At 43.3% G+C, this 20,352-nt stretch carries 19 protein-coding genes; 2 read left to right on the top strand and 17 right to left on the bottom strand.

All coding sequences use genetic code 11. The features are described 5' to 3' along the window. The 13 genes from ruvX to cymR form a co-directional block, all read right to left on the bottom strand. Entirely contained in the window at positions 1-426 is a 426-nt protein-coding gene (ruvX, locus tag ACQKFG_RS05010; protein WP_034308633.1) for a Holliday junction resolvase RuvX, read from the bottom strand. After that, positions 426-695, bottom strand: coding sequence for an IreB family regulatory phosphoprotein (locus ACQKFG_RS05005; protein ID WP_034311358.1), 270 nt, complete (start codon positions 693-695; stop codon positions 426-428). Before ACQKFG_RS05005 ends, ruvX begins: the two co-directional genes overlap by 1 nt. Positions 696-761: 66 nt before the next feature. Then, positions 762-3,398, bottom strand: coding sequence for an alanine--tRNA ligase (gene alaS, locus ACQKFG_RS05000; RefSeq protein WP_342614186.1), 2,637 nt, complete (start codon positions 3,396-3,398; stop codon positions 762-764). A gap of 307 nt (positions 3,399-3,705) precedes the next feature. After that, complete coding sequence (locus ACQKFG_RS04995; protein WP_427556801.1) at positions 3,706-4,782, bottom strand: AI-2E family transporter; 1,077 nt, start codon at positions 4,780-4,782, stop codon at positions 3,706-3,708. Between the two features lie 229 nt (positions 4,783-5,011). Next, positions 5,012-5,227, bottom strand: a complete 216-nt coding sequence (locus tag ACQKFG_RS04990) for a hypothetical protein (RefSeq protein WP_063233024.1) — start codon at positions 5,225-5,227, stop codon at positions 5,012-5,014. Then, on the bottom strand, positions 5,217-5,675 hold the full coding sequence (locus tag ACQKFG_RS04985; RefSeq protein WP_370662555.1) for a PRC-barrel domain-containing protein: 459 nt from the start codon (positions 5,673-5,675) through the stop codon (positions 5,217-5,219). The genes ACQKFG_RS04990 and ACQKFG_RS04985 overlap by 11 nt, the downstream gene beginning before the upstream one ends. Positions 5,676-5,822: 147 nt before the next feature. Further along, positions 5,823-6,593 (bottom strand): TPM domain-containing protein, encoded by a 771-nt coding sequence (locus tag ACQKFG_RS04980; RefSeq protein ID WP_192205816.1) that lies wholly within the window; start codon positions 6,591-6,593, stop codon positions 5,823-5,825. Beyond that, the gene (locus ACQKFG_RS04975) at positions 6,593-7,159 is read right to left on the bottom strand and encodes a LemA family protein (protein ID WP_192205818.1); all 567 of its coding nucleotides are present in this window, start codon (positions 7,157-7,159) and stop codon (positions 6,593-6,595) included. The genes ACQKFG_RS04980 and ACQKFG_RS04975 overlap by 1 nt, the downstream gene beginning before the upstream one ends. Before the next feature lie 90 nt (positions 7,160-7,249). Continuing rightward, positions 7,250-9,655, bottom strand: coding sequence for an SF1B family DNA helicase RecD2 (gene recD2 / locus ACQKFG_RS04970; RefSeq protein ID WP_342614188.1), 2,406 nt, complete (start codon positions 9,653-9,655; stop codon positions 7,250-7,252). A 36-nt stretch (positions 9,656-9,691) separates the two neighbouring features. After that, positions 9,692-10,357: a tetratricopeptide repeat protein gene (locus tag ACQKFG_RS04965; RefSeq protein WP_342614189.1), complete on the bottom strand. Its 666-nt coding sequence runs from the start codon at positions 10,355-10,357 to the stop codon at positions 9,692-9,694. 122 nt (positions 10,358-10,479) lie between these two features. Continuing rightward, complete coding sequence (mnmA, locus tag ACQKFG_RS04960) at positions 10,480-11,595, bottom strand: tRNA 2-thiouridine(34) synthase MnmA (RefSeq protein ID WP_349727949.1); 1,116 nt, start codon at positions 11,593-11,595, stop codon at positions 10,480-10,482. A gap of 29 nt (positions 11,596-11,624) precedes the next feature. Further along, positions 11,625-12,770 carry a cysteine desulfurase family protein gene (locus ACQKFG_RS04955; RefSeq protein ID WP_427556794.1) on the bottom strand — a complete coding sequence of 382 codons (1,146 nt, stop codon included), beginning with the start codon at positions 12,768-12,770 and terminating at the stop codon, positions 11,625-11,627. Between the two features lie 60 nt (positions 12,771-12,830). After that, positions 12,831-13,250, bottom strand: coding sequence for a cysteine metabolism transcriptional regulator CymR (gene cymR / locus ACQKFG_RS04950; protein ID WP_034308657.1), 420 nt, complete (start codon positions 13,248-13,250; stop codon positions 12,831-12,833). A 599-nt stretch (positions 13,251-13,849) separates the two neighbouring features. Between cymR and ACQKFG_RS04945 the strand changes: the two genes are divergently transcribed. After that, the gene (locus ACQKFG_RS04945) at positions 13,850-15,121 is read left to right on the top strand and encodes a replication-associated recombination protein A (RefSeq protein WP_342614192.1); all 1,272 of its coding nucleotides are present in this window, start codon (positions 13,850-13,852) and stop codon (positions 15,119-15,121) included. A gap of 540 nt (positions 15,122-15,661) precedes the next feature. Here the strand turns inward: ACQKFG_RS04945 and ACQKFG_RS04940 are convergent. Further along, a complete protein-coding gene (locus tag ACQKFG_RS04940; RefSeq protein ID WP_427556791.1) occupies positions 15,662-16,033 on the bottom strand; it encodes a hypothetical protein in 372 nt (123 codons plus the stop codon). A gap of 119 nt (positions 16,034-16,152) precedes the next feature. Next, entirely contained in the window at positions 16,153-16,416 is a 264-nt protein-coding gene (locus ACQKFG_RS04935; protein WP_427556789.1) for a hypothetical protein, read from the bottom strand. A gap of 974 nt (positions 16,417-17,390) precedes the next feature. On the opposite strand from ACQKFG_RS04935, the gene ACQKFG_RS04930 reads away from it, so the two are divergent. After that, the gene (locus tag ACQKFG_RS04930) at positions 17,391-18,320 is read left to right on the top strand and encodes a LytR family transcriptional regulator (protein WP_342614195.1); all 930 of its coding nucleotides are present in this window, start codon (positions 17,391-17,393) and stop codon (positions 18,318-18,320) included. A 460-nt stretch (positions 18,321-18,780) separates the two neighbouring features. Here the strand turns inward: ACQKFG_RS04930 and ACQKFG_RS04925 are convergent, their stop codons facing one another. Together ACQKFG_RS04925 and ACQKFG_RS04920 are read right to left on the bottom strand one after the other, a co-directional pair. Beyond that, the gene (locus tag ACQKFG_RS04925; protein ID WP_427556785.1) at positions 18,781-19,239 is read right to left on the bottom strand and encodes a hypothetical protein; all 459 of its coding nucleotides are present in this window, start codon (positions 19,237-19,239) and stop codon (positions 18,781-18,783) included. 200 nt (positions 19,240-19,439) lie between these two features. Further along, the gene (locus ACQKFG_RS04920) at positions 19,440-19,571 is read right to left on the bottom strand and encodes a hypothetical protein (protein WP_427556782.1); all 132 of its coding nucleotides are present in this window, start codon (positions 19,569-19,571) and stop codon (positions 19,440-19,442) included. Positions 19,572-20,352 lie beyond the last annotated feature (781 nt).

Raw genomic sequence — 20,352 nt, 5'->3', positions numbered from 1 at the left:
TCATATTGAATTTGTTTGTCTGTCCAAGAATCCTTGCAGAATCATGACAGCAGCCATTTTATCAATGACTTTCTTGCGTTTGCTTCGGCTCACGTCCGCCTCAAGAAGGACACGTTCAGCCGCCATAGTTGTCAACCGTTCATCCCAGAGAAACACCGGCAGCTTGAATTTGTTTTCTAATCGTTTAGCGAAATCTTGGCTGATTTCGCCTCGCGGTCCAACAGTCCCATTCATGTTTTTAGGTAAACCGAGGACAATTTTAGAAACATCATGCTCTTTTATAATTTCATTGAGGCGTTTAAAGCCGAAGTCATTTCCAGCTTCGTTAATTTTGATCGTTTCCAATCCTTGTGCAGTCCAACCCATCGCGTCACTCAGGGCAACGCCTATGGTTTTTGAACCTAAATCAAGTCCCATTGTGCGCATTAGTATTCCTCTCGGTGGTTCTTAAGATACGATTTAACCAATTCTTCGATGATTTCATCGCGTTCAAGCTTACGAATAATGTTCCGAGCATCCATATGGCGCGGGATGTAGGCCGGGTCACCAGATAATAGATAACCGACAATCTGGTTTATAGGGTTATAACCTTTTTCCTGAAGTGCAACATATACTTGAGACAGTACTTCTTGTACATCTCTTTCGAATGGTTCTTCGGGAAAATTAAATTTCATCGTTTTATCAAAGGAACTCATTAACATGCACCTCTCCTCAGCGTCCAGAATCCACTATTACCTACATTGTACAACACTTTCCATTGATTATGAAATCGATAAGACCCATTCTTCAACAAAATTAAGTGCTGAATCCAATTTTTCAGGGTCTTTTCCGCCGGCTTGGGCCATATCTGGACGGCCGCCGCCGCCACCGCCGCAGCGGGAAGCAACTTCTTTGACCAATTTACCAGCATGGAAACCGCGATCGATGTAATCCTTGGTCACCCCGGCAATCAAATTGACTTTATCACCTTGGGCCGAACCTAATACGATGATGACAGAATCGAGCTTTTGTTTCAAATCATCCGCCATGGCACGCAGATTATTCATGTCGGTAGCTTGAACCTTTGCCACCAATACTTGAACCCCATTTACTTCTTTTACGTTAGAAACAAGGCTGCTTGCTTCGATATTGCTTAATTTTGCAGTAAGGCTTTCATTCTCACGATGAAGATCCTTCACTTCTGCCAGTACCGTTTCAATTCTTGAAGGTACGTCTTTCAAGTTTGTTTTCAATTTAGCAGCTGCGTCCTTCAAGACACCGATTTGCTCAGTCATCAATTGGTATGCCCCGGCACCCGTTACCGCTTCTATACGGCGAGTCCCAGCTCCGATGCCGCTTTCGGAAACGATTTTGAACAAGCCGATTACCGCTGTATTCGGAACATGGACACCGCCGCAAAGTTCTAGGCTGTAATCACCTATTTGAACGACACGGACAACCTTGCCGTATTTTTCGCCGAACAAGGCCATAGCGCCCATAGCTTTTGCTTCATCGATGTTTTTATAGTCCGTATTCACTTGTAAGCTTTGCCAAATCTTTTCATTTACAATCGTTTCGATTTGTTCAATCTCTTCCGCCGTTATCTGACCAAAATGAGAGAAGTCGAAGCGAAGGCGCTCAGCCTGTACGAGTGAACCAGCTTGGTTGACATGTGTACCAAGCACATCTTTCAACGCCTGATGCAGAAGGTGCGTCGCTGTATGGTTTTTCGTGATATGGATGCGGTTTTCTTGATTTACCGCAGCGACGATATTGGAATCTGCTGTTAAAGTGCCGGCAGTAACCGTTACACGGTGCAGGTTTTGGCCATTAGGGGCTTTTTGGACATCATGGACATCAACCTTCACGGATTCACTGGCCATCGTTCCTATATCGGCTATTTGTCCGCCGCTTTCCGCGTAGAAAGGAGTCTTGTTCAGTATCACTTGAACTTCTTCTCCTTCTTCTGCCTCCGTTACAAGCTCGCCATTTTTTACGATGGCAGCAACTTTGGCTTCGACAGCTACTTGATCATAGCCGACAAATTCACTTTCAACTTTTATATCGCCCAATACCCCGCCTTGGATTTGCATCGAATCCACATCTTGACGCGCTGAACGGGCACGTTCACGCTGTGCATCCATCTCTTTTTCAAATCCGGCTTGATCGACCGTCATGCCTTCTTCTTCTGCATATTCTTCCGTTAACTCAATCGGGAAACCATATGTGTCATATAAACGGAATGCATCACTGCCCGGAATGGTCGTACCGCCTTTTTCCTTTTCCTTTTTAATGACTTCAGAAAGGATGGACAGTCCATCATTCAGGGTTTCATGGAAGCGTTCCTCTTCATTTTTGATTACTTTTGCAATGAACTCTTTATTCTTGAGGACTTCAGGGTAGAAGTCTTTCATGATTTCGCCTACGACCGTCACAAGCTCAAACATGAATGGTCGATTGATGTTGATTTGCTTAGCATATCGAACCGCTCTGCGGAGTAAACGGCGCAATACATAACCGCGGCCTTCGTTGGATGGAAGAGCCCCGTCACCTACTGCAAAGGCTACCGTACGAATATGGTCGGCAATGACCTTGAAGGCAACATCTTTTTCTGTATCGGCACCATACTTCACATCGGAAATCTCTTCGACTGCCCGGATGATCGGCATGAATAAATCTGTATCATAGTTCGTCGCTACATCTTGAACGACGGAAGCCATACGTTCAAGGCCCATTCCTGTATCGATATTCTTCTTTGGAAGAGGTGTGTAAGAACCATCAGGATTATGGTTGAATTGAGAAAACACAAGGTTCCAGACTTCCAGATGACGTTCATTTTCCCCGCCAGGATATAGTTCCGGATCATTAGGATCATCGCCATATGCCGGTCCCCGGTCATAGAAAATCTCTGTATTCGGGCCGCTTGGACCCTCACCGATATCCCAGAAGTTTTCTTCCAGGCGAATGATCCTTTCAGCAGGAACACCGATTTTCTTATTCCAGAGTTCGAATGCTTCATCATCTTCAGGATGGATCGTTACAGCCAATTTCTCTTTGTCGAAGCCAATCCATTTTTCATCCGTCAAAAACTCCCAAGCCCATGTAATGGCTTCTTCTTTGAAGTATTCACCAATGGAGAAGTTTCCGAGCATTTCGAAAAACGTATGATGACGTGCCGTTTTCCCCACGTTTTCAATATCGTTCGTACGGATGGCCTTTTGGGCATTTGTGATCCTTGGATTTTCAGGAATCACCCGTCCATCAAAATATTTCTTTAACGTCGCCACCCCGGAATTGATCCAAAGCAGTGATGGATCTTCATGAGGAACCAATGACGCACTTGGTTCGATGTTATGGCCTTTTTCACTAAAAAAATCTAAATACATTTGGCGGATTTGAGCACCAGTTAAATACTTCATATATATCCTCCTTTTAAAATTATGTAATTTTGAGCACACAAAAAACCCCCATCCCAAAAACAGGGACGAGAGTTGACTCGCGGTACCACCCTGATTATGGACGCAAGAATTCACCTAGGCCCATCACCTTCATAAAAGCCTTAACGCGGCATGACGGCAGGTATTAGCTGCTCTCAGGACTAGCTTTCTGCTGCTCTTCACCTGGCAGTCCCTTTCAGCCTGGGGGACCCCTCTCTTTTAGATGGACTTCAGCATACTTCATCCTTCAACGAATTATCTTATGTAATGGATTATATTCACAAGACTTTTATTTGTCAATAAGGGGCGGCTTCTTTCTAAAGTGAACGCGGGCATGAAGTACAAAAACTTTCAACACAGCCAAGAGGGGAATCGAAACGACCATGCCCACGATACCGCCTATTTCGCCCCCGGCCAATAATGCAAGCATGATGAACAAAGGATGCATATGGAGGCTTTTACCGACTATTAACGGTGACAGGATATTTCCCTCAAGAAATTGAAGTACGAGCACGATGACCGCGATGATCAACACCATTTTAACTGACATTGTCGCTGCGATGACCACTGCGGGAATGGCCCCGATAATCGGCCCGAAATACGGGATGACATTCGTTATACCGATTATCGCCCCCAATAGAAGCGGATATTTCATTCCGACTATCCAGAAGAGCAGCGAGGAAATCAAACCGATCACGACACAAACGATGATTTGTCCGCGGATATAGCCGCCAAGCGACGCATCCACATCACGAATGAAAGCCCGTCCCTGCTTGCGCCATTTTTTCGGGGTCATATACCATGCCATTTTTTTTAACACAGTGAAATCCTTTAGGATATAAAAAGCAATGAATGGAATCAACGCAATCAGGACGATGAAATCAATCATCTTCATTGCATACTCCATCGCCTTTTCAGGTATACCCTTCAGCCAACCTTCGAAAAGGGTGACACCTTCTTCGAATCTTTCATGAATTCCGAACGGCCAGGCCGCCGTTTGATGATTGAGCTTATCAATCCTGCCCCGGTACTGTTCAACCAGTTCCGGCACGCTTTCCGACAGCTCGCGAACCTGGCTGACGATCATTGGAATACCTTTATAAACAGCAAAGCCGATCCCTCCGAAAAACAACAAATAGATGATCGTAATCGAAAGCCAGCGACGCATCCCTTTCTCATTTAAATATTCCACTACAGGGTGCAGCAAGTAACTGATGAACGCACCAATCAAAAAAGGCAGCAGTACCGTCACGCATACAGTAACGGCAGGTCCCCACATGGGTTTGAGTTTCATAAAAATATAGATAACGAAAAATAAGAGCAATAAAAAACCCAGGCGATAAAACCATTTTAAACGAATACTCACAATAAACACCTCCCGCTCATTTATTCTTCGAAAGGCGGAAGGTTTTCATACATAAAAAAGAGTGCCCTCATTAATTCAGGACACCCATTCCTGCTATAATAATGATTTTAATCTTTTGCGTATTTTCTTCATGTTCCGTTTGATCATCTTCGAGTTCATCAAGTCCGAACCCATATTCATTAGAGTATTGCGTGAACGTCTAGCCATTTGCAAACACCTCTTCCGTTAATTACATACTGAAGCGGCGGTCATTTTCCTCAAACAAATCGTCCAATGAGCTTAAACTTCCATCTTCCTCGACCTGATGCGTATTAATGAGCCCTTCGGATAGGGTCATTTCAATAAAGCAATTCCAACAATAATATTGATTTACACCAATCTTCCCGACATCTTTACTGCGGCAATTCGGACATTTAATTTCCAAAATGGACACCTCACTGTTCATAAACTGAAACAATGATGGTATCCTTCCCTAATGCTGGCGGCTGTTTTGATTCTATCACTGTCGACTCAGAGAAAAACCCATCCGTTGTTTCATACGCTATAATCGTGCCCATTTTCTCCTTGAAATATACATCCTGCAGTAAACCAAGTTCTTCACCCATTTCTGAAAAGAGCATGCGTCCCAATAACTCGTCCTTCGATAGGCAAATGGAATCCGCAGGCACTTTACTTAAGGCAGAATCTTGTTGCCTGATCACGATCCCATCCGGACCGAATGAAGAAATGCCGTCAAGTTCCAAATGAAAAGCTCTTTTGAACAATGCTTGTTGATGAACGACCAACCCTGTTACTTGTCCCATTTCAGAAATTGATAAATCGTGGACCGTGCCGATTCTTTCTCCTTTGATCGTAAAAACCGGCATTCCTTTCAATAAAGAAAACGTCCGCAAGGTCATCCCGCCTTTCCGAACATTTTTATTATCTCTTTCCTGCTGAAAATAGATGTGCTGAAAGGTTTTCCATTGTTGGTCCAACTTCCTTAAAATACAGGGACCAAGCATAAAAAAAAGACCGGTTTCCCGGTCAGACCCACTGCTTTACCATCCTCTGCTGGCACCTCCGCCACCGGAACTTCCTCCTCCGCCGCCCCGTGGACCGCCGCTTCCGCCTCCACGGCCGCCGCCTCCGCGACTGATGAATATCAAAAGGATATTGATTAGCGTTTGAAGGAAAAATCCTTTAAAGAACTTGGCATCGAGGATGAATACGATGATGACAACGATGATAATCAGGAAAATCTGTAAACCTGATGGCTGAAAGTTTTCTGACTCGGGCTGAACGGAAAGATCTTGATAAAACTCGTCACCTAGGTTGTATTCTTTCGTGACATCGTTATATACGGCCTTATAAGTTTCCGTCAGGGCCACATCATATTTACCCTCTTTCAGCGCAGGGATAGCCACATCGTCCAAAATCTGTCCAGATTTTATATCGGTAATGGCCCCTTCCAAACCGTACCCCACTTCAATACGGATTTTCTGTTCTTCCATGGCCAGCACAATAAGGACTCCATTGTTCAGCTCGGCATCCCCAAGCTTGAATGATCTCAATGCCTCGACCGAGTACTCCTCGATCTCGGATCCTTCCATCGAATCAACCGTCAAAACGGAAATTTGTGCTTTTGTGGCATCATCCAATCGTTTCCCTAGTTCGATGAGTTCGGATTTTTCCTGTTCACTCAGGACTCCGGCAAAGTCCTGAACATAAATATCCCCAATTGGTTCAGGAATGTTAGGTTGTGCTGCGGCCACGTTTGCTAAACTGAACGTGAGAATGAAGAATAGCGCAAACACAGCGAGTTTTTTCATTATTTATCGCTCCCGAAATCAACCTTTGGCGTTTCTTTTTCTTGATTGGTCACTTCAAAATATGGTTTGGCATCGAACCCGAACGCTCCTGCCATCATATTCTTCGGAAAGCGTTTAATCATTTTATTATAGTTGGTAACTTCATCATTATAGTCTTTTCGGGCTACAGTCAGCCGATTTTCCGTTCCTTCCAAACTATCCATGAGACCCTTGAAGTTCTCATTGGCCTTTAAATCCGGATAGTTCTCAACAACCACCAAAAGCCGGCTCAAGGCCCCGCTCAATTCTTGGTCGGCTGCAATTGCATCTTCAGTCGAATTGGCACCGGCCAGCTTCGAGCGTGCATCGCTCACCGCTTTAATGGCTTCCGTTTCATGCGAAGCATAACCCTTCACCGTTTCCACAAGATTCGGAATCAAATCCGCTCTCCGTTTTAATTGGTTATCCACCTGTGACCATTTATTATCGACGTCTTCACTTGCACTTACAAGGCCGTTGTACGAAGATGCACCAAAGATGACCAATAAAACGACAACGACTATTCCTATTATCCAACCTTTTTTCATCCAATCCCCCCTACTCTTTCACAAAAAAGTTATATTCTATAGTTCCACCAGAACTATGAATTTTAAACAAAATTCATCAAATAGAACCAGCTACATAAAATCATATGGCGTGACATTCTCCATCCCGATCATCGGATCAGCATGCATGAGAATATCAAGATAACTTGATTGTTGATGTACCTCTTCCTTTTCCGCCGGCATTTCTTCTTCACTCAAAATCTCTTGCAGCTTTTCACGCAAAGTCGTTTTTCGGCGCATCTCATCATTCCGCTCGATCCCTAAACGGAATGCATCTTCTTCGCCACATAGGATCAAGAAATTTTTACTGCGGGTAATTGCCGTATACAATAAATTACGGCGGAGCATCCGATAATAACTTTTCACTACAGGTAAAATGACAATGGGGAATTCACTTCCCTGCGACTTATGGATGGAGCAGCAATAGGCATGTGTTATCTGGTTCAAGTCCTGTTTCGTATAAGTCACTTCGATGCCTTCGAATGATATGATTACTTTATCGACATGATCGGTATTTTCTTTAGCGAACAAGATGGACACGATTTCACCCATATCGCCATTAAAGACCCCCTCCTCCGGTTGGTTCACCAGTTGAAGCACCTTATCTCCCGTTCTGTATATCACATCTCCGAATTTTATTTCCCGCCTCTTCTCATTCGCATTGCTATTGAACACTTCCTGAAGCATTTTATTCAGGGCATCAATCCCGGCAGGCCCTCTATACATGGGAGCCAGCACCTGTATATCCTTGGCCGTGAAGCCTTTCGTCCTCGCATTGGCAACCACCTTCTCGATTACTTGGGGGATTTGACCAGTTTGGCAGCGAATGAACGATCGATCTTCTTGCTGTTTCGTGACATCATCCGGAAGCCTTCCTTTTTTGATTTCATGGGCCAATTCAATGATCGATGAGCCATCAGCTTGACGATAAATATGTTCCAGACTGACAGTCGGTACACAATTCGATGCAAGCAAATCCTTTAAAACCTGCCCAGGTCCAACAGATGGCAGCTGATCTTCATCACCAACCAATATCACTTGGACATTTTCCGGCAGAGCTTTAAACAATTGATGGGCCAGCCACGTATCCACCATGGAAACCTCATCGATGATCACGATACGGCCATCCAGCTGATTATCCTCATCATGGGAAAAGCCTTCGCTCCCGTTCCACCCCAGCAAACGGTGAATCGTAACAGCCGGGAGCCCAGTCGATTCGGCCATTCGTTTCGCTGCACGGCCAGTAGGGGCCGCAAGTACGAATGGAAATGGATCGCTTCCTTCTTTTTTATAATCATTAATGTCCATGGATACACCATGCAGCTCTGCATATAGCTCAACGATGCCTTTGATGACTGTCGTCTTACCGGTACCAGGTCCGCCCGTCAAGATTAACATGGGTGATTGCAGGGCTGTTTGGATCGCTTCCTTTTGGGCCGGTGCATAAGATACATCCAGCCGTTCTTCAAGCTCTCCAAGTGCCAGCAAGAACTCCGATTCCGGGAACTGGTCCTCATACTCGGTTTGAGCAAGCAGTCTCTTGATGTTCATCACGATTCCCTTTTCCGAATAGAATAGCGAAGGCGGATAAATTCGTTGATCCTCGACAACTATTTTCCCCTCTTGCGTCAATTCGATTATTTCCGAGGAAATGTTCGTAAACTCAATACGATCCCGTTTATTTTCCTCCAGAAGACGTTTGACAGCCTCCAATAGCTGCTCGGCTTCTATGTAGATATTTCCGTCCTGAAGGCATTGTGATTCAAGCGTATACAAACACGCAGCCTTGATTCGATCGGGATGGCTGCCGGAAATGCCCAGCTGATGCCCAAGCTCATCCGCCCTTCCAAAGCCAATCCCTTCAATATCCTCAACAAGCTTATACGGATTTCCCTGAACCATCGTGATTGTATCCTGCTTATACATTTGATATATCTTCATCGACAGCTGCGGACCGAAGCCATATTGATTCAGGGCAATCATCACCTGCTCCAGCCCTTGATGCTCGACCAATGTATCATAGAGACCCTTTGCCTTTTCCCCGGATAGCTTCGGGATGTCATCAAGTAGCGAAGGCTGAGCCAGAATTTTTGAAATTGCCTTTTCACCCAGTGTCTCAACAATGCTTTCAGCTGTTTTTTTCCCGATGCCCTTAAAAAGGTCACCGGATAAATAACTGACGATTCCTTCCTTGGATTGAGGCAGATCCTTGCGAAAATGCTCTACATGGTATTGAAGGCCAAAACGCGGATGTTCCTTCATGGCCCCATAAAAAATATAGATCTCATCCTCATGCATCCTTGGAAAATAACCTGTTACGACCGCTTCCTTCTCTTCATAATTCAGATTCGTTTCATGCACGCGAATTCTTACAACCGAGTACATGTTTTCTTCATTATGAAAGATCGTCACTAAATGACTTCCTTTCATGAACATTTTCTCTTCTGAAAACAAATCCAACGAATCTTGCTGGCTCAACGCTTCTCCCCACCTTTCCATGCATATGCCGTTTATTTACTCAGCATTCATTTCTTCCATCAGTTTCTTTCCGTGCGCAGCAAGCATATGGTCTGGCTGTGCTTCCAAAGCCTTATCAAAATAACCCATCGCTGCTTGCGCATCCTCACGGTACCCTGCAAACGCAACCCCTAAATTATAATAAGCATCCGCATGGCCCGGATCCTGTTCCACAACTAAATTCAGTTGATTGATCAATTCATCATACAATTCCGCATTGGCAAGACAAAGCGCATATTGGAATCTCGCATCAACGTCCTCGGGGCTCAGCTCCACCGTTCTCTGTAAATAAGGCATCGCCAATTTCGGTTGATCTAACGCCATCAAGGTCAATCCAAGCATGAAGTAGGCATCGCTGTTATCCAGTCCCAAACGGATTGCCTTTTCAAACATATCCTTCGCTTCGACCAGTTTAGAATCGGTTTCATAATATAAGTTTCCTAATGAATAGTAAGCCGCTGCTGCATTTTCATCCAGCTCAATCGCCTTTTTGTAAAACTTGACCGCTTTATCCGTTTCACCCACGGCAGTCAATACATTCCCAAAGTTTATGTAGGCAACAGGCTCATTCGGATTTTCCTCGATCGCCTCATTAAAAACTTTCGCCGCTTCTTCGTATTTCCCTTGCTGCATAAATTCAATTCCTTGTTGATTCTTATCCATATCCATTCACACTCCATTTTTATATTAAAAAGTATAGCATAAGCCAGTGGTCGAATTCAGGCGGTACACCCGCAATCCAAAAGAAGTCCCCAACCGCAAACACAGCTGGGGACATGCTTATTTTACCCTACGTAAGTCAGTTTTTCACCTTTTTTAAATACTTCATCAATCGTACCGCCGCCAAGGCACACTTCACCATCATAGAATACGACTGCTTGTCCAGGCGTGATCGCGCGGACTGGTTCGTCAAAGATGACTTCGACATCACCATTTTCCAATACCTTCACCTTAACCCCGCTATCCACTTGACGGTACCTGAACTTTGCCGTACATGTAAATTCATCAGCCGGTATATGTTCCGCTACCCAGCTGACATTTACTGCACGAAGGGAATTCGAATACAGCACATCATTATCAAAGCCTTGACACACATATAAAACATTGCGCTTCAAGTCTTTTCCCGCAACAAACCAAGGTTCGCCGCTGCCGCCAATCCCCAGACCGTGGCGCTGACCGATGGTGTAATACATCAAACCATCATGCTTGCCCATCACCTTGCCATCCATCGTGACCATATCACCGGGCTGAGCTGGGAGGTAATTGCTTAAAAACTCTTTGAAATTGCGTTCACCGATAAAACAGATTCCGGTGGAATCTTTTTTCGTTGCCGTGGCAAGGCCTGCTTCCTTCGCAATTTCACGGACTTCCTTCTTATCAATGTGCCCAAGCGGGAACATGACTTTTTCCAACTGTTCTTGAGTAAGCTGGTTCAAGAAGTACGTTTGATCTTTATTATTATCAATACCGCGAAGCATTTTGTATTCGCCATCCCGGTATTCAACCTGTGCGTAATGACCTGTAGCCACATAATCGGCACCAAGGCTTACAGCATGTTCAAGGAAGGCCTTGAACTTGATTTCCTTATTGCACATTACATCCGGATTTGGGGTACGGCCCGCTTTATACTCATCCAAGAAATAAGTGAAAACTTTATCCCAATACTGCTTTTCGAAATTGACCGCATAATAAGGGATGCCGATTTGATTACAAACGGCAATTACATCATTGTAATCTTCCGTTGCCGTACAAACTCCGTTTTCATCTGTATCATCCCAGTTCTTCATGAAAATCCCGACCACATCATAGCCTTGATTCTTCAATAGCAGGGCTGACACAGAAGAATCCACGCCTCCTGACATACCCACGACTACACGGGTGTCCTGTGGTGCTTTTCTCATTCTGTCACCTCATTTATTTAAAGCGGGAATTATCTTCCCACTAATCTATTAACGATTTTCACGGTGGTTTCAGCCGCCTGCCTTACTTCCTCTTCCGTATTGTTCAGACCGAAGCTGAAACGAATCGAATTCTTCGTCCGCTCCGAATCTTTCCCGAACATCGCCACAAGCACATGCGACGGATCGATTGACCCAGCAGTACAAGCGGATCCGCTCGATACAGCAACACCTGCCAAGTCCATATTGACGAGCATCGATTCCACATTCGTACCCGGAAAACTGACATTCAGCAAATGCGGCAGCGACTGTTCCATAGATCCGTTAATTTCATATTGTACATCCGCCTCAGCAAAGACGGCAAGCAATACGTCTTTAAATCGCTTGTATTGCTCCTTTTTCTTTTCCATCGTGCTTTGTGCAATTGAAACAGCTTCTGAAAAACCGGCAATTGCCGGCACACTCTCCGTACCAGCACGGCGCTTGCGTTCTTGTTCACCGCCATATAATTGCGGATTCAGCTTCAAACCTTCACGCATATAAAGAAAACCGATTCCTTTGGGACCGTTGATTTTATGAGCGGATACACTCAGCAAATCCACTCCCAACTCGCGAACGTCGATAGAGGTCAAACCATATGCCTGAACCGCATCCGTATGGAAAATGGCTTGATGCCCCTTAAGCAGCTGTCCAATTTCAGCAATCGGCTGGATCGTTCCAACCTCATTATTGCCGAACATGACTGAAACCAATATTGTGTCGTCCCGCAATGCCGCCCTTAAATCGGCAATTGAAATAAGCCCCGCTTCATTCACAGGTAAATACGTGACCTCAAAGCCAGACTTCTCAAGGTATTGGCATGTATGCAAAACCGCATGATGCTCGATCTCCGTCGTAATGATGTGCTTCCCTTTTTCTTTATAAGCATTCGCAACACCTATGATCGCCGTATTATCAGCCTCGGTTCCACCGCTCGTGAAAATGATTTCATTCCGCCCCGCACCGATGCTAGCCGCAATACTCGAACGCGCCACATCCAAAACATGACGCGCCTCCCGCCCGAAAGCATGAATGCTCGATGGATTTCCGAAGTCATGGCTCATGACTGTCATCATCCTATCGATCACCTTCGGATGCATCGGTGAAGTAGCAGCATGATCTAAATATATTCTGTCCACTTTTTTGTCGCCTCCATTAAAAAACGCAAGCGCCTACATAATAGGCGCATTGCTAATCAATTAAATATAGTACATATAAGAATCGATTTCACCCGTATCCTTGTAGCTCGCCAAATCCATAAGCGTCGTATTATCCAATACATCCTTCACGGCATCGCGAATCCTGATCCAAAGCTGGCGCTTAACCGGCTCCTCATCCTCAATTCCTTCAACAGGGGTAATCGGCCCTTCCAATACACGAATGACATCACCCGAAGTAATCTCCTGGGGATCTTTAGACAGGACATACCCGCCATACGCACCGCGGACACTCTTCACCAACCCCGCATTACGAAGCGGTGCAATCAATTGCTCCAAATAATGCTCCGACAGATTATGCGTCTGGGCAATCGATTTCAAACTCTTCGGTCCTTCTCCATAATGTTTAGCAAGCTCGATCATGATCGTCAAACCATAACGGCCTTTAGTAGATATCTTCATACATATACACCTCAAATTATTTATCCGTTTCTAAATTCTTTTGAAATTATAGCATATTCCCGCCGGAAATGCATTCACCCGCCCTCCATTTGTCAAATTATCCTATTGGAGAGGTAGGATAAATGAAAGAAAAGAATGGCATGCTTTCAAAAATTGAGGAATTAAATAACAAATATAACGAAAACGATTATCTAATTTACCGATGGTCACATTCCTTATATCCCCAAGCCGCTAGAGAATGATAGAATTACGATTACCCCCTCCGAACCGGAGTATTCTGCATTTTCCCTGGAGCAGCAATCAAGAAAGCGGATTTTCCGTACCTATTTGTACATTTCCCTTGTTGCTCACATTTCAGCACTTCATGACTTTCTATACCTTTTTAAACCTGCCATTACAAACCAGCCTCATTCAGGCCAGACTAAAGGCAGAGTTTATCTATTAAATTCCCTCATCGAAGGATAGGTCGATTTATCTCCTTACAGCACAAATTAAATCCCCAAAGGAACTGCCATAATCGAATTCGCCTTCTTTTACAGCATAATCAGCGCATTTCCCCCATCAGTTGTGATACCTTATATAAAAAGGAGAGGTGCGCAATGAATATAAAACCGCTTGCTTTCCGGATGCGGCCTCGGTCGATTGATGAGATCATCGGTCAGGAGCATCTGGTCGGTGAAGGAAAAATTATCGCGAGGATGGTGAAAGCCAAACAGCTTTCATCCATGATCCTGTATGGTCCGCCGGGAATTGGCAAGACATCGATTGCAAGTGCGATTGCCGGAAGCACGAAGTTTGCTTTCCGGACGCTGAACGCGGTGACCAATAATAAAAAGGATATGGAAATCGTGGCAGCGGAGGCTAAGATGTCCGGGAAAGTGATTCTGCTGCTCGATGAGGTTCATCGACTCGATAAGGCGAAGCAGGACTTCCTATTGCCTTATCTCGAAAACGGGATGATCACCTTGATTGGTGCAACAACCAGCAATCCCTATCATGCCATCAATCCGGCCATCAGAAGCCGGTGCCAGATTTTCGAGCTCAAATCATTGGATACCAATGATATAACCAAAGCCCTGGAACGGGCACTTCATGATGAAGAGCGGGGGCTTGGTGCGTATAAAACCGATGTCAGCCTTGATGCCCTCACCCATTTCGCGACCGCTTCGAACGGAGATGTCCGCAGTGCCCTTAACGCTCTTGAGCTCGCCGTCATTTCCACCGAACCCGATGAATCCGGAACCATTCATATAGATCTGCAAATTGCCGAGGAATGCATGCAGAAAAAAAGCTTCTCACATGATAAGGATGGAGATGCCCATTATGATGTACTGTCGGCTTTCCAAAAATCAATTCGCGGCAGTGATGTGAATGCAGCCCTTCATTATTTGGGGCGCTTGGTCGAAGCCGGTGATCTTGTCAGCATTGCCCGCCGCTTGGTAGTCATCGCTTACGAGGACATAGCTCTTGCCAATCCGCAGGCTGGTCCCAGGGCCCTCGCTGCAGTCGAAGCCGCTGAACGACTCGGTTTTCCCGAAGCCCGGATTCCACTTGCCAACTCAGTGATCGAGTTATGCCTATCACCTAAATCAAACACGGCCATTGTCGCAATTGATGCAGCGCTTTCCGACATACGCAGCGGTCATAGTGGAGATGTACCAGATCATCTTAAGGATGCCCATTACAAAGGAGCCACAGATCTCGGACGAGGCATCGACTACCTTTATCCCCATAACTACGAGAATGGCTGGGTGAAGCAACAATACTTACCGGACAAACTGCGCAGCAAAAAATATTACAAACCGAAAAAGAGCGGGAAATTTGAACAAGCCCTTGCCTCGGTCTACGAAAATATCGAGAAGAAAAAATAACTCCGGATCACTTCAGATCTGGAGTTTTTTTGTGAAAAATGAAAACTTTTAACATGCCTTTTGACAAAAAACTCCTCCCCTTGAACATTCACCATCAATGATGCCAACTTTCGTCGAAAAGTGTACAGCTACATTCCATATCGGCACAGTCAAGATTTCTACTTTTCGAACACCATTTCGAAACTTCCTTCTATTAAAATCCCGATTAGATGAATAATTCCAGAGAATTCTAGATATATTGACCTGGGAATTTGGAGACCGTAAAAAACAACCTATATCCAAACAGTAAGCCATTGTGTCCAAATCATCCACAAGCAGTATGTACAACCGTCAGCCAAACGCTCCGGCCAGACCTTTAACTCTTAGGCTAAATTCCATTTGAATTGCCTTGCTTGGCCAATCCTTCCCGGAAATTAATCCGCAATCTGTTAAGGTTTCATCAGCACGTACTTAGTAAGAGGATATGTCAATTACCGTTGCTAACGGCATGTCCCTTTCCATAAGAAGGCACAACAACTTCTAGTTGCTGTACCTGTTTAGTCAATCTTCTTCTTTATAAATACCCTTCGAAGCTTTAATCATATTTTCCAGCCACATTTTCTTAAATACATTCACACGGCGAGGACTCCTATCCTCCTCTTCCTCCGTTGAATTTTCAGTTTCCTCTGCGGCCTCGGAAAGGATTTCATTTGAATTCCCTTCATCTGCTGAACTTTCCGTTGAACTGCTTTCATCTGATGAGCTTTCCGTTGAACTGCTTTCATCTGATGAACTTTCCGTTGATTCACTATCATACGATGAACTCTCCGTTGATTCACTCTCGTTCGATGAGCTCTCCGTTGATTCGCTCTCGTATGATGAGCTTTCCGTTGATTCACTTTCGTACGCTGAACTTTCCGTTGAATATTCCATTTATTCTTAGCCTCCAATATATTTTATCCTTAGGGATATCCATACTGCATATCTAATAGGAACTTGGCTTATTACCCACTTTAAAGTAATCTTCTAATTTAAATATTTATTAAATCCGATTAGCTTTCCGTCGATTCATCCTCGTCCGCTGAACTTTCCGCTGATTCACTTTCGTCTGCTGAACTTTCCGCTGATTCACCCTCGCCCGCTGAACTTTCCGCTGATTCACTTTCGTCCGCTGATCTCTCCGTTGATTCACTTTCGTATGCTGAACTTTCCGTTGATTCACTCTCGTATGCTGAACTTTCCGTTGATTCACTCTCGTATGCTGAACTTTCCGTTGATTCACTCTCGTATGCTGAACTTTCCGTTGAATATTCCATTTATTCTTTAGCCTCCAATATTCATTATTCTTTAGGGATATCCGTACTGCATATATATGCGCCTTCTTTCTAATAGGGACTTTCCTAATCACCCATTTTAAAGTAACACTCCATCCATTTTGCAAAATTCAGAAAATATGTTTTGACTGGTCAAATTCATTAGATTGAAAAACTTCTATCCTTGCAAACAAAAAAATAACCTCGGAATCTTTTTCGAAGCCACTTTATTATTTTTCCTTCATATTAGCTATGAATGTCCCTTAAGCCAACCGAACACCGATTTCCCGCTACTTTCGTGAAGAAAGCCCTCGACATTTCCCTTTGCGATGATCTCGCCATCCTTAATCAGAATGACTTCATCAAGGATGTTCTCATGATAACCATTTGCCTCACAAAGTCGATGTAAGACAGCAAGTTACATCGACGAACCACTAAAAGCCGGTACAGCCCAAATATCATCACTGAAGTGATACAAAAAGAGGCTGAATCCTTTCGAGTTCATGAAACACTCCCCATAAAAACATCATAAACATGGAAATGACAAAAATTACCGCCGTCATAATATTTTACGACCAAACAGCATCGCTGCAGACTGGGGAGGGATTGTAAATCCCCAATCACATCTTCCCTTCATAATCTAAACATTTAAAAATCAAAGAGAATATAATAAATGGCTGTAAGATCCAGATTATAAAAAGACTTGCAATCTCTAAATATCTGAATGTAAACAAAAAAATAAACACTAGGCCAAATTACACAACAAACAACGAAAAAAGTGTAGATTTCTCAATCGGTCACTGCATTAAACTTTTAATGAATCTAACTTCCTACCCCCTCAGATCTGTTCTAATCACTAGTAAACAACACACCAAAATATGTCAAAGGTATTATAAAATAGTAAATTATACTATTCTTTTATTATGAAATTAAATATAATAGATGAAGTGGTTACAAAAAGAGGAAGGAAGTAAAATATGAGACATGAAAAAAAGAAGAAAAAGAAACGGACATGGCTGAAGGTAGTCGGGATAATTGTCCTACTTTTCATATTAGCTGGGGGAGCTTTTGCCTACTCCGTATGGAATCATCTGACTAAAACTGTTGACACGATGCATACACCAATAGACCGTACCACGGATAAACGAACGAAAGACCTTGCCCTATCAGATCAGGAGCCATTCTCTATGCTCATGCTTGGTGTCGATGAACGTGATGGCGACAAAGGGCGTTCAGATACAATGATCGTCTTGACAGTCAATCCACAAAAGAAATCGGTCAAAATGCTAAGCATTCCGCGTGATACACGGACCGAGATCGTCGGTCATGGTACACAGGACAAAATCAACCATGCATTTGCCTTCGGCGGAGCGAAAATGTCCATGGATACCGTTGAAAACTTCCTTGATATCCCAATCGACTATTATATGAAGATCAATATGGAAGGCTTCAAGGATATCGTTGACGCAGTCGGCGGCGTGACCGTTCAAAACGATCTGGACTTCACCTCCGATGGCATTCATTTTGCAAAAGGAACGCAGACCCTTAACGGGAAAGAAGCCCTTGCCTATTCAAGAATGAGACATGATGATCCAAGTGGTGATTTTGGCCGTCAATCCAGACAACGTGCCATCATCGAAGCAGTCATCAAGGAAGGCGCAAGCCTTTCATCCTTGACGAAATACGATGAAGTCTTCGATGCACTCGGTAATAATATCCAGACTAATTTGACGTTTGATGACATGATGGACATCCAAAAGAACTACAGAGATGCAAGCAAAAGCATTACCCAATCATCCATAAACGGCAACGGAACGAAAATCGACGGAATCTACTATTATATTGTGTCGGATGAAGAAAAAGAAAAGGTTCAATCCGAATTAAAAGAACAATTATCCATTAAATAAGAAAAAATGAAAGAGCTGTCCGGACCCGCATCCTGACAGCTTTTTCATTTTCCCCGTCCAATATTCTGACAAAAAACGAACACCAATTGTAGAGATTTGTTGGAATTTTTGTTGTTTATTAGGCATTAAAAGACGGTATAATCTAATATGAGCTGAATATTCCATCTCCCCTTGCCCTTTCATCACTAGACTCAATTATTCTTTGGACCTGGAATTCCACAACCAACTTTCATCAACTATCATAAATAAACCAAAACAAAAGGAGTGTATTTAAATGAAAATCAAAGCAGGCAGCTGGGCTATGCTAAGCACACAGGACAAAATGTTCATTCTGAAAGCCATCAGTGATCGTTCAAGAATGAAATATGTTTCATGAGAAGTAAATCTATCCGGCACTACATGAGAGCATCACCTCTCCCTTTTCAATAAAACGAACTTGAGCCTGAAAAAGGAGAGGAATCTATTCAAACCGATAATCCCATAACAAACGCCATTCGCCTTTTTCTTTGACGACATAGCAATTTTGTTCCAAAGTAAACATTCCATAGCGAGAATTGAAGACCTGTGTAACTGGAACTTCATAGGCCGTTTTATGCAGCCTTCCACTCTTATCCAACTTCCAGTTCTTCACTTTCTTAGAACGGCCTACATCATACTGAAAGGACTCCACATCCATATGCTGTAAAAATACATGTGACCGATTTTGCACATAATCTGCCCGATCCGGAAACCGCTGCTTCATTTCAGAACTTAACAAATCCCAGGATTTCCCGAACTCCGCTTCACTTTCATACTTATAGAAATCTTCAACCACGCTTTCTGATCCGCTCGGAAAAAGAAAAATGATACAAGCTCCTGCAACTAAAACCATGAGAATAGCCGTCAATACTCCTATCGGAATCTTACCTTGTCTCCTCACCCTCATCACCCTCACAGGTTATCTTTCATTTATATATATAAATGAAAACCATAAAAAAGAAGCATGTTGTAAGACATGCTCCTTAAGTATATGTATCTGAAATGATTTCTAAGATTCAATGACGACTTCTCCATCGATAAAAAAAAAGAAGATGACCGTCGCCCATGAAACGAGCAAAATGGGGACTAAGTATCTACGGATCATATACTATCAGGTTGTTCTATGATCCCGCTTAATTTCTCCTTAATCTCTTCCACAAGTTCATTTACAGAAACAGCTTGTCCAGACTCACCCTTGGCAAAAGTGTCTTTTAAAATATCAAAAAAATCCATTAGAAATTTCCACTCCAATATATAATTGAGCCACTTTTTCATACTGTTGTCCTAATCCTTTTTTCAAAAATAAGGAATATAGCTCATATCTTTGATAATCACATATATTGTAGGGATTGGCAAGCAGAAACTAGTTTAAAAACCAAAAATTTACCCAATTTTAACATTTCTGAAATATCACTTAGGAATGAATACTAGTTAGTTTTAGGTAAATACGTGTCGATATAAAAAAACAAAAAAGGACCGATTCCTCAGCCCCTTCCAACCCAAGATTATGATTGCCCCATAAAATAAGTCATTAATGAAATCAAAACTAAAATAATAGTGATATAAGTCCCAATAAAAATTTTCTTACTTCTCTGTTTCTTTTCATATACTTCCTCGAACGTAATGAATTTGTTTTTTGTCATCAAATAATCTCCTTTTACTCTGATGGCAGCTATCTGACATCTTCTTTTGCGAAGTGCCTCGGCTTAATCTCTATAGTGTAGTATCGGCTCATCACTACTAAAATTTAAGTATTATTAACTATTTTTTATAGGCAATGTTTCTTAAATTCACAGAAAGTTAAGACTAACGCATTATGTACAATTGGAATTAGTATAGTTTCATGGACACATTTTAGTTAAGTCCTTACAATGATTTTTGAGAGGATGTGTCCGTCTTGGGACGTAAGAATACAGGTAAAAAATATAATAATGAATTCAAGAAGACTATTGTAGATCTTTATCACTCGGGTAATTCAGTTAAAGAATTAAGCGGCGAATATGGCGTATCAGAA

The sequence above is a fragment of the Peribacillus sp. NPDC076916 genome (assembly GCF_050269675.1).
Taxonomy (GTDB): Bacteria; Bacillota; Bacilli; order Bacillales; family DSM-1321; genus Peribacillus; species Peribacillus aracenensis.
Note: the sequence above shows the minus strand (reverse complement) of the source record. Positions and strands in the feature narration are given on the sequence as shown.